We start from the raw sequence: 17,509 nt of genomic DNA on the forward strand, positions 1-17,509 counted from the left end.
CCGGCAGATCTTACTTGCAGCCCGACGTGCTGTCGCCGGCTCGGGCCATCGGCTTGCCGTTGATGAACACGCCAGTGCTGCCCGAGATGGTCTTGCCGCCACATTCGGTGCTGCCGCCGACGACGGCTGCAGGCTTGCCGTTGATGTAGACGCCCTTCGCCCCCTCGATGATCTTGCCGTCGGTGGTGGTGTCACCGACACGTGCCGCCGGCTTGCCATCGACCATCACGCCGGTGGCGCCCGACGTGATCTTGCCGGGCTGTTGAGCGGCGGCAGACACGGTCAGTGCCATCAGGGCGATTAGCGACAAAAGGGGCTTTTGCATCGTGGATCCAAGTCGGTTGCGTCACAGGCGGCATGATGTAAGCCTGACGTTGCGCAGGCAAGGGACGATGCCGCAACAAGCCATGCGTTAGAGTCTTTAAAGGCTGACAAAAAGGGAAGGAACCAAAGCCGATGATCTATGAATTACGCGTCTATCGCTGTTTGCCGGGACGTTTGCCGGCGCTGATCAAGCGATTTGAATCTATCACATTGAAGCTCTGGGAGAAGCACGGCATCCGGCAGTCCGGTTTCTTCACCACGGTGATCGGCGAATCCAATCAGGAACTGACCTACATCCTCAAATGGGAATCGCTCGCCGAGCGCGAGAAGGTGTGGACCGCCTTCATGTCCGACCCGGAATGGATGTCGGCGCGCGCCAAGTCCGAAGAGGACGGCCAGATCGTCGGCAATATCGTCAGCCAGCTGCTGGCGCCGACGGCCTTCTCGGCGCTGAAGTAAGCCTGGTCCCGGGGGCAGGCCGGTTCGCCCGGTGCTGAGGCCGCCGTGGTCGGGTTGGAGGCGGCTTCCGCCGCAACCCTGATATTCCGACCGGCGGGATGGGCCTGATCCGGCTTGCATCCCGCCCGGTCCTGCGGTCATGGTCGCCAGAATAAGGAGACCATTTTGACCGCATCCTCCACAGCCGCACCCGTTGTCGCACTCGGCACCGTCCGCTTCGGCAATGCTCTGCCGATTTCGGTGATCGCCGGGCCATGCCAGCTGGAAAGCCGCGCGCATGCGCTCGAAGTGGCCCATGCGCTGAAGGAGATCGCGAACCGGCTCAAGATCGGTCTCGTCTTCAAGACCTCGTTCGACAAGGCCAACCGCACCAGCGCCTCCGCGGCGCGCGGCATCGGCCTCGACGATGCGCTGCCCATCTTTGCCGAGATCCGCGAGACGCTCGGTTTGCCGGTACTGACAGACGTACACGAGAACGATCAATGTGCCCGTGCCGCCGAGGCGGTGGACGTGCTGCAGATCCCGGCCTTCCTGTGCCGGCAGACCGATCTGCTCCTGGCCGCGGCCGCGACCGGCAAGGTGGTCAATGTGAAGAAGGGCCAGTTTCTCGCGCCCTGGGACATGGCCAATGTCGTCAGCAAGCTGACCTCGACGGGCAATGACAAGGTGCTGGTCACCGAGCGCGGCGCGTCGTTCGGTTACAATACGCTGGTGTCCGACATGCGGGCGCTGCCGATCCTGGCGCGGACCACCGGCGCGCCGGTGATCTTCGACGCCACCCATTCGGTGCAGCAGCCGGGCGGCAAGGGCACGTCGTCGGGTGGCGAGCGCGAATTCGTGCCGGTGCTGGCGCGTGCGGCTGTTGCGGTCGGTGTGGCCGGTGTCTTTATCGAGACCCATCCCGATCCGGACAACGCGCCGTCCGACGGACCGAACATGGTGCCGTTGCGTGACTTCGAAGCGCTGGTGAAGAACCTGATGGCGTTCGATGCGCTGGCCAAAGAGACGGCGGCGAAAGCGTAACATGCAATCCCGGTTCGCGGCGCTGGCAGCGTACTGATGCCTCCGGTCCTCAACATCATCGCACTGGCGTCCTTCGCCGCCGCGCTGTCCATGCGCGCGCTGGACCCGGTGCTGCCGCATGTCGCCGACGATTTGTCCATCACGGTGGCAATTGCCGCCGGTCTGGCATCCGCACTGGCCTTTACCTTCGCCATTGTGCAGCCGGCGCTCGGTGCTGCCGCCGACCTGTTCGGCAAGCCGCGCCTGATGATCGTCTGTCTGGTTCTGCTCGGCATCGCCAATATTCTCGGCGCGATCACCACCGACTATCCGCTGCTGCTGGCGACGCGCGTGCTGGCCGGCATCGGGGCAGGCGGGGTGTTTCCGGTGACGCTCAGCCTGACCAGCGATCTGGTCGGGCCGAAGCTGCGTCAGGTCGCGCTGAGCCGCGTGATGGCCGGCGCCATGACCGGCAATCTGCTAGGCTCGACGGCGTCCGGCGTGATCGGTGATTTCTTCGGCTGGCGCGGCGTGCTGGTCATCCTCGGCGGTCTTGCGATCGTCGCTTCCGTCGCTGTGGCGTACGGCTTCAAGGGCGCTGCGATCATCAAGCCGACTGTGAAAGCCGACTTCGGCAAGCTTGCCCAAGGCTACAAGGTCATTTTCCGCAACCCGAACACGCTGATCGTCTACAGCGCGGTGTTCATCGAAGGCTGCTGCATCCTCGGCCTGTTTCCCTATATCTCGTCATTCCTGTTCGACCGCGGCGTCACAAGCCTCTCGATCGCCGGCCTCGTGATCGCCTGCTTTGCCGTCGGCGGCCTGTTCTACACGGCGACCGTGTCGCGCATGCTGGCGCGGCTCGGCATCAACGGCATGATGATCTATGGCGGCATCGTGATCGCGATCCAGCTCGCCGCCACTGCCTTCAGCCCCAATTGGCAGATCCAGGCGCTGAGCCTGCTGCTGATGGGCTGGGGCTTCTACATGCTGCACGGCTCGTTGCAGATATTCTCCACTGAGCTGTCACAGGAAGCCCGCGCCAGCGCCATGTCGCTGCACGCCTTCTGCTTCTTCATGGGCCAGTCCGTCGGCCCGATCGCCTATGGCTTCGGCCTCGCCCATGCCGGCAAGATGCCGACACTGTTGACGTCAGCCGCCATTGTCTTCGCGCTTGGATTTGCGGCCGCGAAGCTGCTTAAGCCGACAAAACCGGCCGATGCGAAAGCTTAGCCCCGCCTGCGATACGGCGCGACGCTTTATTTGCTTCAGGCACTGAGCCATTTGATACGGAGCAGGCCTTGTGTGCTGCGCGGCCGGTAGAAATGCTGCAGTGATCTTTCAAAGATAGCCGAGAACGCGGAGTTTGTAGCATCTCGTTACCTCTTTCGAGGATGCTGCGCGCTATGGGGGCGTATCAATTAAAAGATGTGTATATAAGAAAAACAATCTAAGATAATTTAGTGATTTCCAAAGCAGGAGGGTCAGAATGGTGGTGATGGGGCCGACTGGTGGAGGAAGACGTGCGCGTGTAGATAATGCCGCACAAGCCTTAGCGGAAGACAGTGCTTACCTAGAGATCGTCGATCTCGATGCCGAAGAACATCGGCTTTCAGCTGAGTTTGCCGAGCATTTCGTTTTCACAACGATCGACTACGATACGCTGTCGTTGAGCACGCCAATTTTGACCGCGCGTCGAGCGATCCGCTTCGAGGACGTTTGTGAGGAATACTCTACGCTGTGGGCCGAGATGGCCATTCGCAAAGAGCGATTGGGATCGGCGGCCGCTATCGCGCGCCGGATCGTGGCGAATAAGGAGCGTTACCGTCAGGTTGAGGACCTCAGCCGAGTTCCTTGGTATGTGGTCGCTGTCATTCATAGCCTCGAGGCAAGCCTCAATTTTCGCGGACACCTGCACAACGGTGACCCGCTTGATGCGCGCACTGTTCACGTCCCCGCTGGACGACCGAGAAATGGCTCGCCGCCGTTTGATTGGGTGGATAGCGCAGTCGATGCTTTGAACTATGACGGGATCACAGGCAACGCGGACTGGTCCATCGAGCGCATTGCCTATCTTCTGGAGAGCTTCAATGGTTGGGGCTATCGAAGTCATCATCCGGAAGTCAAATCGCCATACCTGTGGAGTTTCAGCAATCAGTACTCACGCGGAAAGTATGTAGCCGACGGAAAGTGGTCTGCCGACGCTGTTAGCGGGCAGTGTGGTGCGATGGTCATTCTCCGTGTTCTCGTTGATACCGGAGAAATTCGTTTGCAGCACGGTGTAGTGGAGCGCCCGGCTACCGCGCGGGAAGGCGGGACAGATTTCGAAACCCTGAACGCCGATGCATCGGGTGTGCTGCGCGAAGAATCGCGCAGTCTTGTTGCTAGCTTTACGGAGATAGTATCAGATGCGGTGCGCATACCGCAATTGATACGACAAGGAAGTACGGCAGAGGGGCTGAAGGCCGCAAGGTTAGAGGCCGCGAGGAATCTGAGAGAGTATCCTCACAACGGCTGTGCCGCGCATTTGAGTGCATTGCTTCGTCAGTCCGGAATCGATATCGCGATGACACTGGGCGCCGGGAGTCTGGCACGCAAGCTTGCGCAACGCGGTTGGTCGAAAATCTCAGTTGGAAATCAAAGAGCCGGCGATGTTGGCGTTACCTTCGACCTCGATCCGACGCCTCCCGGAGCAGATCATATTTATCTGGTCGTCGGGACGCGCGGCGACGATGAGATGCAGATTGCCGACAATCAGAGAATGTCAGACTCGCCGCATGAAAGATATGCGAGCGGTCGTGGCGGAAAAACACCAACGGAGTATTTCTTGAGGGCAGAGTGATTGCGAAGAGGTGCGACCGCGACGCACTGCATGACGCGAGGCCGAGTGGAGAACGGCCGGTGGGCTTGGGATGCATCCGGCTGTAGGCTACCATTGATCGTGCAGGCAGCTCGATCGCAACAGCCCGTCGCTGGATTGGGGTGAGCTGAAACGCCCGCCCCGCTCATCCCCGCCCGCGATACGGAGCGACGCCTTGCTCGGGGACCCAGACGCCCTTGGGCAGCGTTCCGGTCTGCCAGAACACGTCGATGGGGATGCCGCCGCGCGGATACCAGTAGCCGCCGATACGCAGCCATTTCGGCTTGATGGCGGAGGCGACGCGCTTGCCGATCTCCACGGTGCAATCCTCATGGAAGGCGCCGTGATTGCGGAATGAGGCCAGGTACAACTTGAGCGACTTCGACTCGACCAGCCATTGGCCGGGCACATAGTCGATCATCAGATGGGCGAAATCCGGCTGGCCGGTGATCGGGCACAGCGAGGTGAATTCCGGCGCCGTGAAGCGCACCACGTAATTGGTGTCCTTCTGCGGGTTCGGCACCCGGTCGAGTTTGGCCTGCTCCGGGGAGGTCGGCCATTCCACGGCGCGGCCGAGCTGCAAGTCGTCAGGCAATTTCGGGGATTTGCGGGGTGTTTTTGACATAAATATCTCCGTTATGGCGGTTCATAGCCAATCCCGGGCCAGTCGTCACGTCAGGCGGGGTTTTCCCGCCGGGAGGCTTGCTGTAGAAGCGGCGCCAACGACCCACCCCCAGCACAAAGAGGGCATTCATGACCGCCATCGTCGACATCATCGGCCGCGAAATTCTCGATAGCCGCGGCAATCCTACGGTTGAAGTCGACGTCGTCCTCGAAGACGGGTCGATGGGCCGCGCCGCGGTTCCGTCGGGTGCCTCCACCGGCGCCCATGAGGCGGTCGAGCTGCGCGACGGCGACAAGTCCCGCTATCTCGGCAAGGGCGTGCAGAAAGCGGTCGATGCCGTCAATGGCGAGATCTTCGACGCCATCGGCGGCATGGACGTGGAGAACCAGGTCCAGCTCGACGAGATCATGATCGAGCTCGACGGCACCCCGAACAAGTCGCGCCTCGGCGCCAATGCGATCCTCGGCGTCTCGCTGGCCGCCGCCAAAGCGGCTGCGGAATCCTTCGATATGCCGCTGTATCGCTATGTCGGCGGGACCTCGGCCCGCACGCTGCCGGTGCCGATGATGAACATCATCAATGGCGGCATGCATGCCGACAATCCGATCGACTTCCAGGAATTCATGATCATGCCGGTGGGCGCGTCGACCTTCGCCGAAGGCCTGCGCTGCGGCGCCGAGATCTTCCACACGCTGAAGGGCGAGCTGAAGAAGGCCGGCCACAACACCAATGTCGGTGACGAAGGCGGCTTCGCACCCAATATCGGTTCGGCCGAAGCGGCGCTGGACTTTGTGATGGCCGCCATCACCAAGGCTGGCTACAGCGCCGGCAAGGACGTGATGCTGGCGATGGATTGCGCCGCCACCGAATTCTTCAAGGACGGCGCTTACGTCTATGGCGGCGAGAACAAGACCCGCAACATCTCCGAGCAGGCCAAGTATCTCGCCCAGCTCGTCGCCAACTATCCGATCGTCTCCATCGAGGACGGCATGTCGGAAGACGATATGGACGGCTGGAAGCAGCTCACCGACCTGATCGGTTCGAAGTGCCAGCTGGTCGGCGATGATCTGTTCGTCACCAATGTCACGCGTCTTGCCGACGGCATCAAGAATGGCCGCGCCAATTCGATCCTGATCAAGGTCAACCAGATCGGCTCGCTGACCGAAACGTTGTGCGCCGTCGAGATGGCCTACAAGGCTGGCTATACCGCGGTGATGTCGCACCGTTCGGGTGAGACTGAAGATTCCACGATTGCCGATCTCGCCGTCGCCACCAATTGCGGACAGATCAAGACCGGCTCGCTGGCACGCGCGGATCGTACCGCCAAATACAATCAGTTGCTGCGCATCGAGCAGCAGCTCGGCACCCAGGCTAAATATGCCGGCAAGGCCGCACTGAAAGCTCTCGCGTAAAGCGCAAGCGCGGCTTTCGGCCGAGCAAGAAACTACGCGATCAACGCCGTTCGCTGAAATAGCGGGCGGCGTTTTTCATTGAAGGACCCTGACCGTGTAAGCCTACAACGAGGTTCAATTTGTAGACGTCATCATGATACCCCATTGCGGTCGCGAAGGTATCACGTTGCGGGTTCAGCCTTCTCCAGACAATGCCGATGGAGAGCGCGAATGCCCAACATCTTTAAGGTCCAAGGTTTCGGTGCACTGTCGGAGTGGAATGGACAGTTCTCCAGTGCGTCGGCCGATCAGGCGTTTCAGGCCATGGCGTCTCTGGGATCGAATTCGATCGCGCTGACGACGCGGATATGGACCGACAGCCGTACGGGCAATGACGTGCTCGCCGTGCCGGACAAGACCGAAAGCGATGCGAGCCTGCTGGCTGGCTTTCAGAAGGCCCATGCCGCCGGGCTGGATGTTGTCTTCAAGCCCGGCATCACAGGTCTCGACGGCACGATCTCGCACAGTCTGGCGCCGTCGGATGTCGATGCGTTCTTTGCGTCGTACAAGGCCGAGATCGTGCATCTGGCCGAAATTGCAGAGCAGGGCAATGTCGCCAGTTTCGCCATTGGCAACGAGATGAGCAGCCTCTCAGGCGAAGCCTATCGCAGCTATTGGACCGATATCATCGGAGCGGTGCGCGGTGTCTATCATGGCGAAGTCACCTACGCGGCGGCGACCGACGAGGCATCCAAGGTCAGCTTCTGGGACCAGGTCGATACGATCGGGATCAACGCCTATCCACCCTTGACGGCCAGCACGACGCCGACGGTGGACGATCTCGTGCACGCTTGGAATGAGGTGCCGTATAATCCGTATTACGCCAAAGCGTTCGGCTATCAATCGCCCGTCGATTTCTTTCATTCGCTGTCGATGGATTACGGCAAGCCGGTACTGATGACCGAGGTCGGCTATCGCAGCATCGACGGCACCGCGATCAATCCGGGCGGCGGATCATCGAAGGCACCCGCGGATCTCGCCGAGCAGGCAGACGCCTATAATGCGTTCTTTCAGGTCTGGAGCGCGCATGGCGGCAGCTGGCTGAAAGGCGTCGAGTTCTGGCAGTGGGACCTCAACAACTTCTACTCCGAGACCGGCTATTCGGTCATGGACAAGCCGGCGCAGGATGTGGTGGCGCAGTATTTCCATGGGACAGGAGTAACGCCGGGTATCACCGTCACGGGCTCGTCGATCGGCGATACCATCGATCTCGGAGGCGGCAACGACGTCATCTTCGGTGGGCTCGGACACGACGAGATCTATGGCGGCGCCGGGAATGACACGATTGTCGCCGGGCCCGATACTGCGGGAAAGCTCGCCACGACCACCATCACTCTGACGGGTTATGGCTCCGTCGTGAACGGAATCGGCGCGCAGGCGCAGGTTCTGGTCAATGGCCAGCCGGTTTCGGGCGTGCTTGAATTCACGCCCGCGAGCGATCCGTCGGGCTACCAGACCTACACGGTCACTTTCGACAATCCCGCCAGCATCTCCAGTGTCGCGATCAACCTTGCGAATTCCGAGCCCGGGCGCGCGCTGCATTTCAAGGACATCGCCATCAACGGCGTCGATCTGGTGCCGCCCGACGGCACCAATGCCAGTTCACCCGGCTCGTTCGATCTCTATGTCCGCAGCATCCAATTCGACACGACCAAGCATCAGGACTGGTTCTTCGGCGCCTCGAGCGACAACGATGTCGTCCGCGGCGGAGATGGCGATGACTACATTGCTGGCGGGACCGGCAACGACATCATCAATGGCGGCAACGGCACCGACACTGCGGTATTCTCCGGCAATGTGGCCGACTACAGCATCAATCGCAGTGGCGTTCAGACGATCGTCACTGACAGCGTCGCCGGCCGCGACGGCACTGACTATCTCACCAACACGGAATTTCTGAAATTCGCAAATGCCAGTATTGCCGTCGATACGCTCGGCCAAGCACTTGCAAGCAGCACTGGCAACGAGAACTTTGCTTTCAGCCCGACGTCCGGCCACACGACGTCCGCGCACACGGAGGTGCAGAATATTGCGCAGGGCGAGGGCGCTGCGGAAGTCGCTCTTGCTCAGGTCCTGACGGCGTCCAGCCATCCCGTCGTGGCCGCGCCGGCGCTGGACGACGCGCTCGGCGCTCATGATGCCGTGCTCGTGCCGGCGACGCCTCCATCGCATCATGACGTGCTGATCGTCTGAGGATACCGGACGGCCAAAACAATTCAGCCGAGGTGACGATCACCTCGGCTGAGTGCGTTTCGATATTTGCCGCGTATTATTGCGGAGCAGCCGAGACCTGCGCAGGCTTCGGCGCCGCCGGCTTGCGGCGAATACCGCCGCCGGTCACGGCCATGACACGGGCAATGGCCTGACGCTGCAGGCTGTCGTCCTTGTCGATCGAGAAGTGGTTGGTGGTGGCGTTCTCGTTGACGTTGGCAAGCTTGCCCTTGAAGCGGGGATCCGCAGACACCGCGCGCCCCCAGCCGGCAGGTACGTAATAGTTCACGATCTGCTTCACATTGTTGGGGACGGCATCGGGCGCCACCGGATCGAAGTTCACGATCAGCGCCACCGGGATGTTGTACTGTGCGAGCTTGCGGGCAATCGAGATGGTCACGTCGGCACCGGCCGAGTGGCCCATCAGGATGATCGGTTCGCGGTTACCGGCCTTGTACCGGGCGATCATGTCGTCTGCCTGGCCGCTCCACAGCGTGTGATTGCTGACCGAGGAGGCGACGCCGGCGGCTTCGAGCTTGTAGGCGATCTGATCCATGCCGAGCGAGAACACGTTCATGAGGCCACGATAGAGATAGACATGGCCGGGGCGACGGCCGGGCGCCGCATCGGCATCCCCGGAACTCGCGAGTGAGGCCACAAAGAGCGACGACAGAATCAGCAAAACGGCCGCTGGAGAGGTCCACGACGGCCGTTTGAAGCCCTTGAGAGCAATCGACATAGTGCTTTCTTTCTTCGAAAAAACCCGCGACATGTTCAGACATAAGACCCTGCCGTCAATCACAGTCCTGCCTCGATTCCCGGAATTGTGATGAAGGGGGTTGCGAAAGAGCGGCTGTGTGACCTGAGGGCGACAAAATCCTGCCTGACGCTTCCGTTTTGAGCACGGGCAGGTTTGTCGGCGCAGGCGAATTTGCTATGCACCGGATCAGAACGGTGCGTGATGCACTCGGGAGCGAACGGACGATGATCGCGCGGCGACATGTCTTTCACATTGGCGGCTACGACCCGATTCTGCCGGACACGCAGCTCGAGCGGTTCCGCCGTTCGCTGTCGAGTTTCGAGAAGACGTGGAGCGTGTCTGCGAAAGCCTCTGGCGTGCTTGACGCTACGGAAGTGAGCGCCTCCTGGCGGGCCGAGACCTCCGGGCCGAACTGGAAGACGGAAACCACCTACGAGATGCTGCGCTGGGATGACCTGATCCTGCAGGATCACACCCGAAGCATGCTGTCGCGATTGGGCGCCGCCTTTGTTACGCTGGGTGATTGGCTGGTGACGGGAACCCTGTTCCGCTTCTTCTATGCGAGCTGGAAATATGCCGGCTTCTTCCTGTTCTCCTATCTGTGGATCGCGGGCTTTGCTGCATCTGGCGCAGCGGTGGGCTATGGGCTGACCTGGCTGCTTGGCATGAATGGTGCCGCCGCATGGATCGCTGGCGCAATTGTTGCTGCTGCCGTCTTCACGGCGCTGTTGCATCATTACGGCTGGCGGAAGCCGATCAATCATGTGTTCGACGACTGGATCTTCTCGCGGCAATATGTTCATGGCCAGCGGCCGAAGATGACGGCGCGCGTCGATGAATTCGCGGGGGTGATCGTGGCCCGCGCGCAGAAGGCCGATGTCGACGAGATCGTCATCGTCGGGCATTGCCTTGGTGCGGCATTGGTGATGGAGGCGGTGGCCCGCGCACTCGCGCTCGACCCGGATCTGACGAAACATGGCCCGACCATCTGCGTGATGACGGTGAGCGCGACCATCCCGAAATTCTCGCTGCATCCCGCCGGCAAGAGCGTACGCGCAGCAACGCGTCTCGTCGCCGACACGCCGGCGATCCGCTGGACCGAATATCACGCCCGCGACGACGTCATCAGTTTCTACCGCTTCGATCCGGTGACCTTGAAACGCCGCAGTCGCGATCGCGACGAGGGCAGGCCGAACATCCGGCGCGTCCAGATGCATGCCATGATGGGCATGGAACAGTTCAAGCGCTATCGCCTCAACTTCATGCGCATTCACTATCAGATGGTGATGGGCAACCAGTGCCGCGCGCCCTACGACTATTGCATGGTGATCTGCGGTCCTCTGCCGTTTGACGAGATCACCGCGGGCGAAGGCGGCCTCAAACGCTTCGGTGCGGATGGCGCGCTGCTAGACATGCCACTGTCCAAGATCACATCCTCTCAATCGCAAGCCGGGGCATCCGTGAATGCCGCATGATGGCCTGATCGGACGACAATGACCGCGTCACTTCTTGGAACATATGTCTGGGCGATCGGTCTGATCGCCTGGTTCATCATTCGCTACCCCTATGCGCGCAAAGCCCGCCGCACGGCGACGCTGCGTGCGGTCGGCTGGAGCCGTGAACGCATCCTGCTGGCGATCGCAACCATCGGCCTATTCGTGGTACCGCTGATCTGGCTGGTGACCGGCTGGCCGGCCGCGCTGAACTATCAGCTGAATTATGTGGCGGTCGTGGTCGGCGGCGCACTCTATGTGCTGTCGCTCTGGCTGTTTCGCCGCTCACACAAGGATCTCGGCCGGCAGTGGTCGGCCAGTCTGGAAATCCGCGAGGCTCACCAGATCGTGCGTGCCGGCGTCTATCGCAGCATCCGCCATCCGATGTATGCCTCGTTCTGGTTGTGGGCACTGGCGCAGGCATTCCTGCTGCCGAATGCCATGGCCGCGCTGGGCGGGCTGGTCGCGATCGCGATCCTGTTCTTCACCCGCATCGACTATGAAGAGCGGATGCTGATCGAGGCATTCGGCGACGACTACCGGGCCTATATGCGTGAAACCAAGCGTATCATTCCGGGCATCTACTGACGCGGCACCAGACCGCCGGACAGATTGAGGGGACCGACCATGACTGACATCAAATCCGGACTTGAACTGCGCTCGCTCATCAAAAGCAGCGGAGAACTGGAAATCTCGTTGCAGCAGGTGTCCATCCCGGCGCCGGGCCCCGACGAAGTCGTGGTGCGCATCGAGGCTGCGCCGATCAATCCGTCGGATCTCGGTCTCCTTCTCGGCGCCGCCGATCCGGCCAGCGCGAAAGCCTCCGGCTCTGGCGTGTCCTCGATCGTCACAGCAACCGTCCCGCAGGCCAATATGAAGGCGATGGGCGGCCGTCTCGACGAGTCGATGGCGGTCGGCAATGAGGGCGCCGGCACGGTGGTGAAGGCCGGATCGTCCGATGCCGCGCAAGCGCTGCTCGGCAAGACCGTCGCGATGATCGGCGGCGCGATGTATGCGCAGTATCGCGTCATCAAGGCCAGGGAATGCCTGCCGCTGCCCGAGGGCACGACGGCCACCGAGGGCGCATCCTGCTTCGTCAACCCGCTGACCTCGCTCGGCATGGTCGAGACCATGAAGCGGGAAGGGCATACGGCGCTGGTGCATACGGCCGCCGCGTCCAATCTCGGTCAGATGCTCAACAAGATCTGCCAGAAGGACGGCATCGATCTCGTCAATATCGTCCGCAGCGAGGAGCAGGAGAAACTGCTGCGGGGCATCGGCGCGAAATATGTCTGCAACTCGACGTCGCCGGCCTTCATGGAAGATCTGACTGCCGCATTGATTGCCACCAATGCCACGCTGGCCTTCGACGCCACCGGTGGCGGCAAGCTGCAGGGCCAGATCCTGCAGGCGATGGAAGTCGCCGCCGTCAAGGCGATGAAGGTCTATAGCCGCTATGGCTCGACGACCCACAAGCAGGTCTACGTCTATGGCCGGCTGGATCTGCGCCCGATCGAATTCGTCCCCGCCGGGATGGCCTGGGGCATGGGCGGCTGGCTGCTGTTTCCGTTCCTGCAGAAGATCGGTGCCGCCGATGCCGCCAGGCTCCGCGCCCGCGTGGTCGCCGAACTCAAGACTACCTTCGCCAGCCACTACACCAAGGTGATTTCGCTCGAAGGCGTGTTGCAGCTCGACAATCTCCGGGCCTATGCGAAGCGCGCCACCGGCGAGAAGTATCTGATCAATCCGAACATGCCGGGATGACACTTGCCGATCAGTCTGCCGGCGTCGTCACGGATGGCGCGCGGCTCTTGCTGCGCCATCCGCCGTATCTGTACTACATGGTGTCGCGCAGCTTCTCGCGCTTCGCGTCGCAGATTGCCGCTGTCGCGGTCGGCTGGCAGATCTATGATTTGACCGGCAGCGCATTTCAGCTTGGCATGGTCGGCCTCGCGCAATTCGTGCCGATGCTGGCGCTGGTCTTCGTCGCCGGCCATATCGCCGACCGCTATGATCGCCGCCGCGTGGTGCAGATCTGCCAGATGCTGCAGGGGCTGACGGCGATCCTGCTCGCCTGGGGTACTTATGCCGGCTGGATTACGGTGCCGCAGATTTTCGTGGCGCTGGTGGTGATCGGCGCGGCGACCGCGTTCGAGGCGCCGGCCGGTTCGGCGCTGTTGCCGGGCGTCGTGCCCGAAGGCCATTTGCAGAAGGCGACCGCGCTCTCGACCGGCGTGTTTCAGGTGGCGATGATTTGCGGCCCCGCGCTCGGCGGCATCGCGTACGCGCTGTCGCCGTCGACGCCCTATGTGCTGATGGCGGCATTTTGGCTGATCGGCGGCGCGCTCAACAGCGCCATCAAACTGGCGCGCGAGGTGGCGGTGAAGGATCCGCCGTCGCTGCGGACATTGTTCGCCGGCGTGGGCTTCGTACGCAGCAATCCCGCCATCCTCGGCACCATTTCGCTCGATCTGTTCGCGGTGCTGCTCGGCGGCGCAACTGCGCTGCTTCCAATCTACGCGCGTGATATCTTGCAGACCGGTCCGTGGGGTCTCGGCCTCATGCGCGCGGCGCCGGCCGTCGGCGCGCTGCTGACGACCATCGTGCTCACGCGCTACTCGATCAATCGCCGGGTGGGTATGAGGATGTTCCAGGCCGTTATCATCTTCGGCCTTGCGACTGCGGTGTTCGCGGTGTCGCAATGGCTGTGGTTGTCGGTCGCCGCGCTCGCGGTGCTCGGCGCGGCGGATACGGTGAGCGTGGTGATCCGGTTTTCGCTGGTGCAGCTCGCGACCCCGGATGACATGCGCGGCCGGGTCGGCGCGGTGAACTACCTGTTCATTAATACCTCAAACCAGCTCGGCCAGTTCGAGAGCGGCGTCACCGCCGCATTGTTCGGCACTGTGCCCGCCGCCCTGATCGGTGGCCTCGGTACTGTTGCCATCGCGCTGCTGTGGATGCGGCTGTTTCCGACGCTGCGCAATGTCGAACGGCTGGAGTAGGGGCGTCAGCGATCCGCGAAAGCCAGCTTGGCACCGAGCGCGGCAAACGCGCCGGCAAACGTGCGTCGCATCCAGGTCAGCACTCGTGGCCGTGTGATGACGTGGTTGCGGATCGACGCAGCGAACAGGCCGTAGAGCGCAAACACCACGAAAGTCATCAGCATGAATACCGCGCTAAGCAGCAGCATCTGCGACAGCGGATGCGCTTCGTCAGCACTGATGAACTGGGGCAGGAAGGCGAGGAAGAAGATCGACAGTTTCGGATTGAGGATGTTGATCAGGATCGCTGTGGTTATCACCTGCAGCGTGGACTGCGCGCTGTTGTCGGCTTCCACCTTCAGCGCGCCATGCTCCTGCAGCGTCTTCCAGGCCATATAGAGCAGGTAGGCGACGCCGACATATTTGAACACCTGAAACGCCAGCGCGCTGGTGTGTAAGAGCGCGGCGAGGCCGAGGATAGCAGCGGCCATATGCGGCACGATGCCGAGCATGCAACCGAACGCGGCGACGACGCTGCTGCGGCCTCCGCGCGAGAAACCAGTTGCCAGTGTGTAAAGGGCGCCAGTGCCCGGCGACGCCACCACGATCAGCGAGGTGATGAGAAATTCGATGGTCACGATGATGGCTCCGGCTTGCAAACTTGGATCGTTAGAATGTCGCTTGCGATCCTATCAGGCAAGCACGTCGTCAGTTGCACACCTCGACATTGGTGAGGCCGATGCGCATGTCGCGCGACACCAAGCGGCAGCCGGGACGCACCGGACGGCAGCCGGCATTGTCGCAGACGATCTGGCCGGACGGCTGTGCGCGCGGCGAGCGGGCCTGAATTTGCGGGCGATCAAGCTCATCGCGCTCGCGGCGCGGCGCGTTGCGTTTGGCCTCGTTGCGGTTGCGCTTCTTCTCACATTCATTGTCGTCATTCAGGAACGTGCCGGCGCGGCATACGATTTTCACGCAGCGGTCGCCGTCCGCCTCTGAACCATGCGCACAGACCAGCGGGCAGACCCGTGCAGACTTGGCCTTGATCGCCTCGAGCGCATCGGTGCTGGCCGCCTTGGCATCGAACCTGGTCGACGCGTAGCGATTGAAGCGCTCGATCGACTTGCGGGAAGCAGCAGTCCATGTGTTGTCGACTGATCCCTGCAGGCAGCCCACGCGCTGAAGCTCGACCTGGACCTGACGTGGCAGATCGGCTGGCGCGGGTGTTTGGGACACATCGGCCGTGGGGGCGGGGAGTGTCGCCAACTGTGGTCCGGCGGCAGGCGTGTCCAGCTTGCCGGCATCGACCCTGGCTTCCGCTGCCGCGCGGGCGCGCTCGCCGGCGGCGGCGCGTTCCTGCTCGGCGGTCTTGAGTTTCTCGGCAGCGATCCGGGCATCCTCGGCGGTCTTGGCATCGGCCGCTGCCTTGGTCTGTTCGGCCTTCCTGGCGCCTTCGGCAGCCAGACGGGCTTTCTCTTCAACGGCGAGGCGGGCTTTCTCCGCAGCAGCGGTATGGGCGTCCTCGGCTGCGAGCTTCGCTAGTTGGGATTTGGCCAGCGACGCATAGAAGCCGTCGGGGTGCTGGGTCAGGAACGCGTTCCAGCCGTCTCTGGTCGCAAGCTGCAAAGCCAGCTCGTAGTCACGGCGGGTTTCGGCCTGGACACTGACGGCGGGCGACGTGGCGAGGGCAGCCACCGGGACCAGCGGCACGTCGTCGCCGCCGAGCGAACCGTAGACATACGGTTCCTGGCGGTTGCTGGTGTTCTTCATGACGTCGTCGCGGATGAAGCCGAAGGCCTTGCGGAGGTCGAGGCCAGGCGTCGCGATGTGGCGGACCAGCGCGGCCGTGAAGGGGCTGTTCTTGCTGTCGCCGTCCAGTGCCGTCGAGCCGGCCTTGGCCGAATAGGCGATCAGCGTGTTGGGGCTGGCCGGCTCCACCTTGGCGAGGCCGCGGGTGATCGCCCGGGATGCCGTGGTGCGCTTCATGTTCTTGACGAAGGGATTGTCGCGGCAGGCATCGAGGATCACCAGCCGCAGCTTCCTGGCTGGCTCGATGGTGACGAGGATGCGCTCCAGCGAGAATGCCTCGTCATAGACGTCGGTGTCGCGCTCCAGCAGCGCGTCGACCGGAATCAGGTAATTGGTGCCATCGACCTCGATGCCGTGGCCGGCGAAATAGACCAGAGCAACGTCCGCATCGCGCGCCTTGTCCGCGAAATCGCGCAAGGCCCGGCGCATCTCGGTCGCCTTCAGATCCCGTCGGGCTTCGACAATGTCGAAATTCGCGGTCTTCAAGGTCTCGGTCATCGCTGCAGCATCGTTGGCGGGATTGGCGAGCTTGACGACGTTCTGGTAGGCCGAATTGCCGATCACCAGTGCGACGCGCTTGTCGGCGGCTAAGGCCGACTGACTGAGCAAGCTCAAGGCGAAGACTACGGAAGCCACAAGACCGAGGTTGCGCATCGGAAGCCCCGCAAATTGCGACGGTCGAATTTGAACAGCCTGGCCAGACGTCGCAGATCAGTCGGGACTGGCGTGCGTGGTTTGCCTTACGTGGTTTGTCGCGCAGCACTCTCCGAAGGTTCGATTACAGCGGCGCTCCGGGCGTCATCCATTTGAGCGATATCAGCATAACGAAGATGTGTTTGGGCGGGCGAGGCGGACGTGCCGGTTCGGCACGATTACGGCCGTCAAATACAATCCATGCACTTGCATCTTTTACCGGGATAGGTGACAGGTTCCAGATGCGCTCCGCGCTTTTTGGAAGCAGTTATTCAGGGGATATCTCATGGCCACCTACAGCGTTGCCGTCATTGTCGGCAGCCTCCGCAAACAGTCATTCTCGCTCAAGGTTGCGAATGCACTCGCCCAGCTGGCGCCGCCTTCGCTCAAGCTGAACGTCATCACGCTGAACGAGCTGTCATTCTTCAATCAGGACCTGGAAGCCGCGCCGCCGGCCGACTGGGTCAAGTTCCGCGAAGCGATCCAGGCCTCGGATGCGGTACTGTTCGTCTCTCCGGAATATAACCGCTCCGTTTCGGGTGTTCTGAAAAACGCCATCGACGTCGGTTCGCGGCCCTATGGCAAGAGCTCGTTCCTCGGCAAGCCCACCGGCATCGTGGTTAGCTCGCCCGGTCCGATCGGTGGCCTGGGTGCTGCCCTTAGCTTGCGCCAAACCCTGCCGGGGATTGTCGGTCCCATCATGCAACAGCCTGAAATCTATCTGAATGCCGTCGGCGACGCGTTCAGCGAACAGGGCGAGATCGTCAAGGAATCGATCCGGCCGGTGCTGCAGGCCTATATCGACGCCTTCGCCGCCTGGGTCGACAAGCTGAAGAAATAA

At 62.0% G+C, this 17,509-nt stretch carries 16 protein-coding genes; 11 read left to right on the forward strand and 5 right to left on the reverse strand.

Features of this window, described 5'->3' with window-relative positions; genetic code table 11:
- Nucleotides 1–10: 10 nt before the first annotated feature.
- Entirely contained in the window at nt 11–325 is a 315-nt protein-coding gene (locus AB7828_RS04445; protein WP_120289956.1) for a PAAR domain-containing protein, read from the reverse strand.
- Between the two features lie 131 nt (nt 326–456).
- On the opposite strand from AB7828_RS04445, the gene AB7828_RS04450 reads away from it, so the two are divergent.
- From AB7828_RS04450 to AB7828_RS04465, 4 genes are all read left to right on the forward strand, one after another.
- Entirely contained in the window at nt 457–783 is a 327-nt protein-coding gene (locus tag AB7828_RS04450; protein WP_120289954.1) for an NIPSNAP family protein, read from the forward strand.
- Between the two features lie 165 nt (nt 784–948).
- Nucleotides 949–1,806, forward strand: a complete 858-nt coding sequence (gene kdsA, locus AB7828_RS04455) for a 3-deoxy-8-phosphooctulonate synthase (RefSeq protein ID WP_120289952.1) — start codon at nt 949–951, stop codon at nt 1,804–1,806.
- 36 nt (nt 1,807–1,842) lie between these two features.
- A complete protein-coding gene (locus AB7828_RS04460) occupies nt 1,843–3,018 on the forward strand; it encodes an MFS transporter (protein WP_120289950.1) in 1,176 nt (391 codons plus the stop codon).
- Nucleotides 3,019–3,274: 256 nt separating this feature from the next.
- Nucleotides 3,275–4,627 carry a hypothetical protein gene (locus AB7828_RS04465; RefSeq protein ID WP_120289948.1) on the forward strand — a complete coding sequence of 451 codons (1,353 nt, stop codon included), beginning with the start codon at nt 3,275–3,277 and terminating at the stop codon, nt 4,625–4,627.
- A gap of 163 nt (nt 4,628–4,790) precedes the next feature.
- On the opposite strand, the gene queF is transcribed toward AB7828_RS04465, so the two are convergent.
- Complete coding sequence (queF, locus tag AB7828_RS04470; protein WP_089264508.1) at nt 4,791–5,270, reverse strand: preQ(1) synthase; 480 nt, start codon at nt 5,268–5,270, stop codon at nt 4,791–4,793.
- Nucleotides 5,271–5,398: 128 nt separating this feature from the next.
- On the opposite strand from queF, the gene eno reads away from it, so the two are divergent.
- Both eno and AB7828_RS04480 read left to right on the forward strand, forming a co-directional pair.
- Nucleotides 5,399–6,682 (forward strand): phosphopyruvate hydratase, encoded by a 1,284-nt coding sequence (gene eno, locus AB7828_RS04475; RefSeq protein WP_441229494.1) that lies wholly within the window; start codon nt 5,399–5,401, stop codon nt 6,680–6,682.
- A gap of 210 nt (nt 6,683–6,892) precedes the next feature.
- Entirely contained in the window at nt 6,893–8,914 is a 2,022-nt protein-coding gene (locus AB7828_RS04480; protein WP_441229495.1) for a glycoside hydrolase family 113, read from the forward strand.
- A gap of 76 nt (nt 8,915–8,990) precedes the next feature.
- Here the strand turns inward: AB7828_RS04480 and AB7828_RS04485 are convergent, their stop codons facing one another.
- On the reverse strand, nt 8,991–9,671 hold the full coding sequence (locus tag AB7828_RS04485; RefSeq protein ID WP_089264505.1) for a hypothetical protein: 681 nt from the start codon (nt 9,669–9,671) through the stop codon (nt 8,991–8,993).
- Between the two features lie 215 nt (nt 9,672–9,886).
- Between AB7828_RS04485 and AB7828_RS04490 the strand changes: the two genes are divergently transcribed.
- From AB7828_RS04490 to AB7828_RS04505, 4 genes are read left to right on the forward strand one after another with little or no spacing between them, the layout of a single operon-like run.
- Complete coding sequence (locus AB7828_RS04490) at nt 9,887–11,167, forward strand: hypothetical protein (protein WP_441229496.1); 1,281 nt, start codon at nt 9,887–9,889, stop codon at nt 11,165–11,167.
- An 18-nt stretch (nt 11,168–11,185) separates the two neighbouring features.
- Nucleotides 11,186–11,773 carry a protein-S-isoprenylcysteine O-methyltransferase gene (locus tag AB7828_RS04495; RefSeq protein WP_231080783.1) on the forward strand — a complete coding sequence of 196 codons (588 nt, stop codon included), beginning with the start codon at nt 11,186–11,188 and terminating at the stop codon, nt 11,771–11,773.
- 39 nt (nt 11,774–11,812) lie between these two features.
- Nucleotides 11,813–12,949: a zinc-binding dehydrogenase gene (locus AB7828_RS04500; RefSeq protein ID WP_441229497.1), complete on the forward strand. Its 1,137-nt coding sequence runs from the start codon at nt 11,813–11,815 to the stop codon at nt 12,947–12,949.
- The gene (locus AB7828_RS04505; protein WP_441229498.1) at nt 12,946–14,187 is read left to right on the forward strand and encodes an MFS transporter; all 1,242 of its coding nucleotides are present in this window, start codon (nt 12,946–12,948) and stop codon (nt 14,185–14,187) included. The genes AB7828_RS04500 and AB7828_RS04505 overlap by 4 nt, the downstream gene beginning before the upstream one ends.
- Before the next feature lie 5 nt (nt 14,188–14,192).
- Here AB7828_RS04505 and AB7828_RS04510 read toward each other — a convergent pair whose 3' ends face one another.
- Both AB7828_RS04510 and AB7828_RS04515 read right to left on the reverse strand, forming a co-directional pair.
- Nucleotides 14,193–14,804 (reverse strand): LysE family translocator, encoded by a 612-nt coding sequence (locus tag AB7828_RS04510; RefSeq protein WP_441229499.1) that lies wholly within the window; start codon nt 14,802–14,804, stop codon nt 14,193–14,195.
- A gap of 70 nt (nt 14,805–14,874) precedes the next feature.
- Nucleotides 14,875–16,629, reverse strand: coding sequence for a caspase family protein (locus AB7828_RS04515; protein WP_441229500.1), 1,755 nt, complete (start codon nt 16,627–16,629; stop codon nt 14,875–14,877).
- Between the two features lie 325 nt (nt 16,630–16,954).
- Here AB7828_RS04515 and AB7828_RS04520 point away from each other — a divergent pair, with 325 nt between their 5' ends.
- Nucleotides 16,955–17,509, forward strand: a complete 555-nt coding sequence (locus AB7828_RS04520; protein ID WP_089264500.1) for an NADPH-dependent FMN reductase — start codon at nt 16,955–16,957, stop codon at nt 17,507–17,509.

This window comes from Tardiphaga sp. 215_C5_N2_1, from assembly GCF_052076055.1.
Classification (GTDB): domain Bacteria; phylum Pseudomonadota; class Alphaproteobacteria; order Rhizobiales; family Xanthobacteraceae; genus Tardiphaga; species Tardiphaga robiniae.

What these genes read in the sequence shown, in the direction of transcription:
- AB7828_RS04445 (WP_120289956.1), bottom strand. Translation starts at nt 325, where the DNA reads ATGCAAAAGCCCCTTTTGTCGCTAATCGCCCTGATGGCACTGACCGTG.
- AB7828_RS04450 (WP_120289954.1), top strand. Translation starts at nt 457, where the DNA reads ATGATCTATGAATTACGCGTCTATCGCTGTTTGCCGGGACGTTTGCCG.
- AB7828_RS04460 (WP_120289950.1), top strand. Translation starts at nt 1,843, where the DNA reads ATGCCTCCGGTCCTCAACATCATCGCACTGGCGTCCTTCGCCGCCGCG.
- AB7828_RS04465 (WP_120289948.1), top strand. Translation starts at nt 3,275, where the DNA reads ATGGTGGTGATGGGGCCGACTGGTGGAGGAAGACGTGCGCGTGTAGAT.
- queF (WP_089264508.1), bottom strand. Translation starts at nt 5,270, where the DNA reads ATGTCAAAAACACCCCGCAAATCCCCGAAATTGCCTGACGACTTGCAG.
- eno (WP_441229494.1), top strand. Translation starts at nt 5,399, where the DNA reads ATGACCGCCATCGTCGACATCATCGGCCGCGAAATTCTCGATAGCCGC.
- AB7828_RS04480 (WP_441229495.1), top strand. Translation starts at nt 6,893, where the DNA reads ATGCCCAACATCTTTAAGGTCCAAGGTTTCGGTGCACTGTCGGAGTGG.
- AB7828_RS04485 (WP_089264505.1), bottom strand. Translation starts at nt 9,671, where the DNA reads ATGTCGATTGCTCTCAAGGGCTTCAAACGGCCGTCGTGGACCTCTCCA.
- AB7828_RS04495 (WP_231080783.1), top strand. Translation starts at nt 11,186, where the DNA reads ATGACCGCGTCACTTCTTGGAACATATGTCTGGGCGATCGGTCTGATC.
- AB7828_RS04500 (WP_441229497.1), top strand. Translation starts at nt 11,813, where the DNA reads ATGACTGACATCAAATCCGGACTTGAACTGCGCTCGCTCATCAAAAGC.
- AB7828_RS04505 (WP_441229498.1), top strand. Translation starts at nt 12,946, where the DNA reads ATGACACTTGCCGATCAGTCTGCCGGCGTCGTCACGGATGGCGCGCGG.
- AB7828_RS04515 (WP_441229500.1), bottom strand. Translation starts at nt 16,629, where the DNA reads ATGCGCAACCTCGGTCTTGTGGCTTCCGTAGTCTTCGCCTTGAGCTTG.
- AB7828_RS04520 (WP_089264500.1), top strand. Translation starts at nt 16,955, where the DNA reads ATGGCCACCTACAGCGTTGCCGTCATTGTCGGCAGCCTCCGCAAACAG.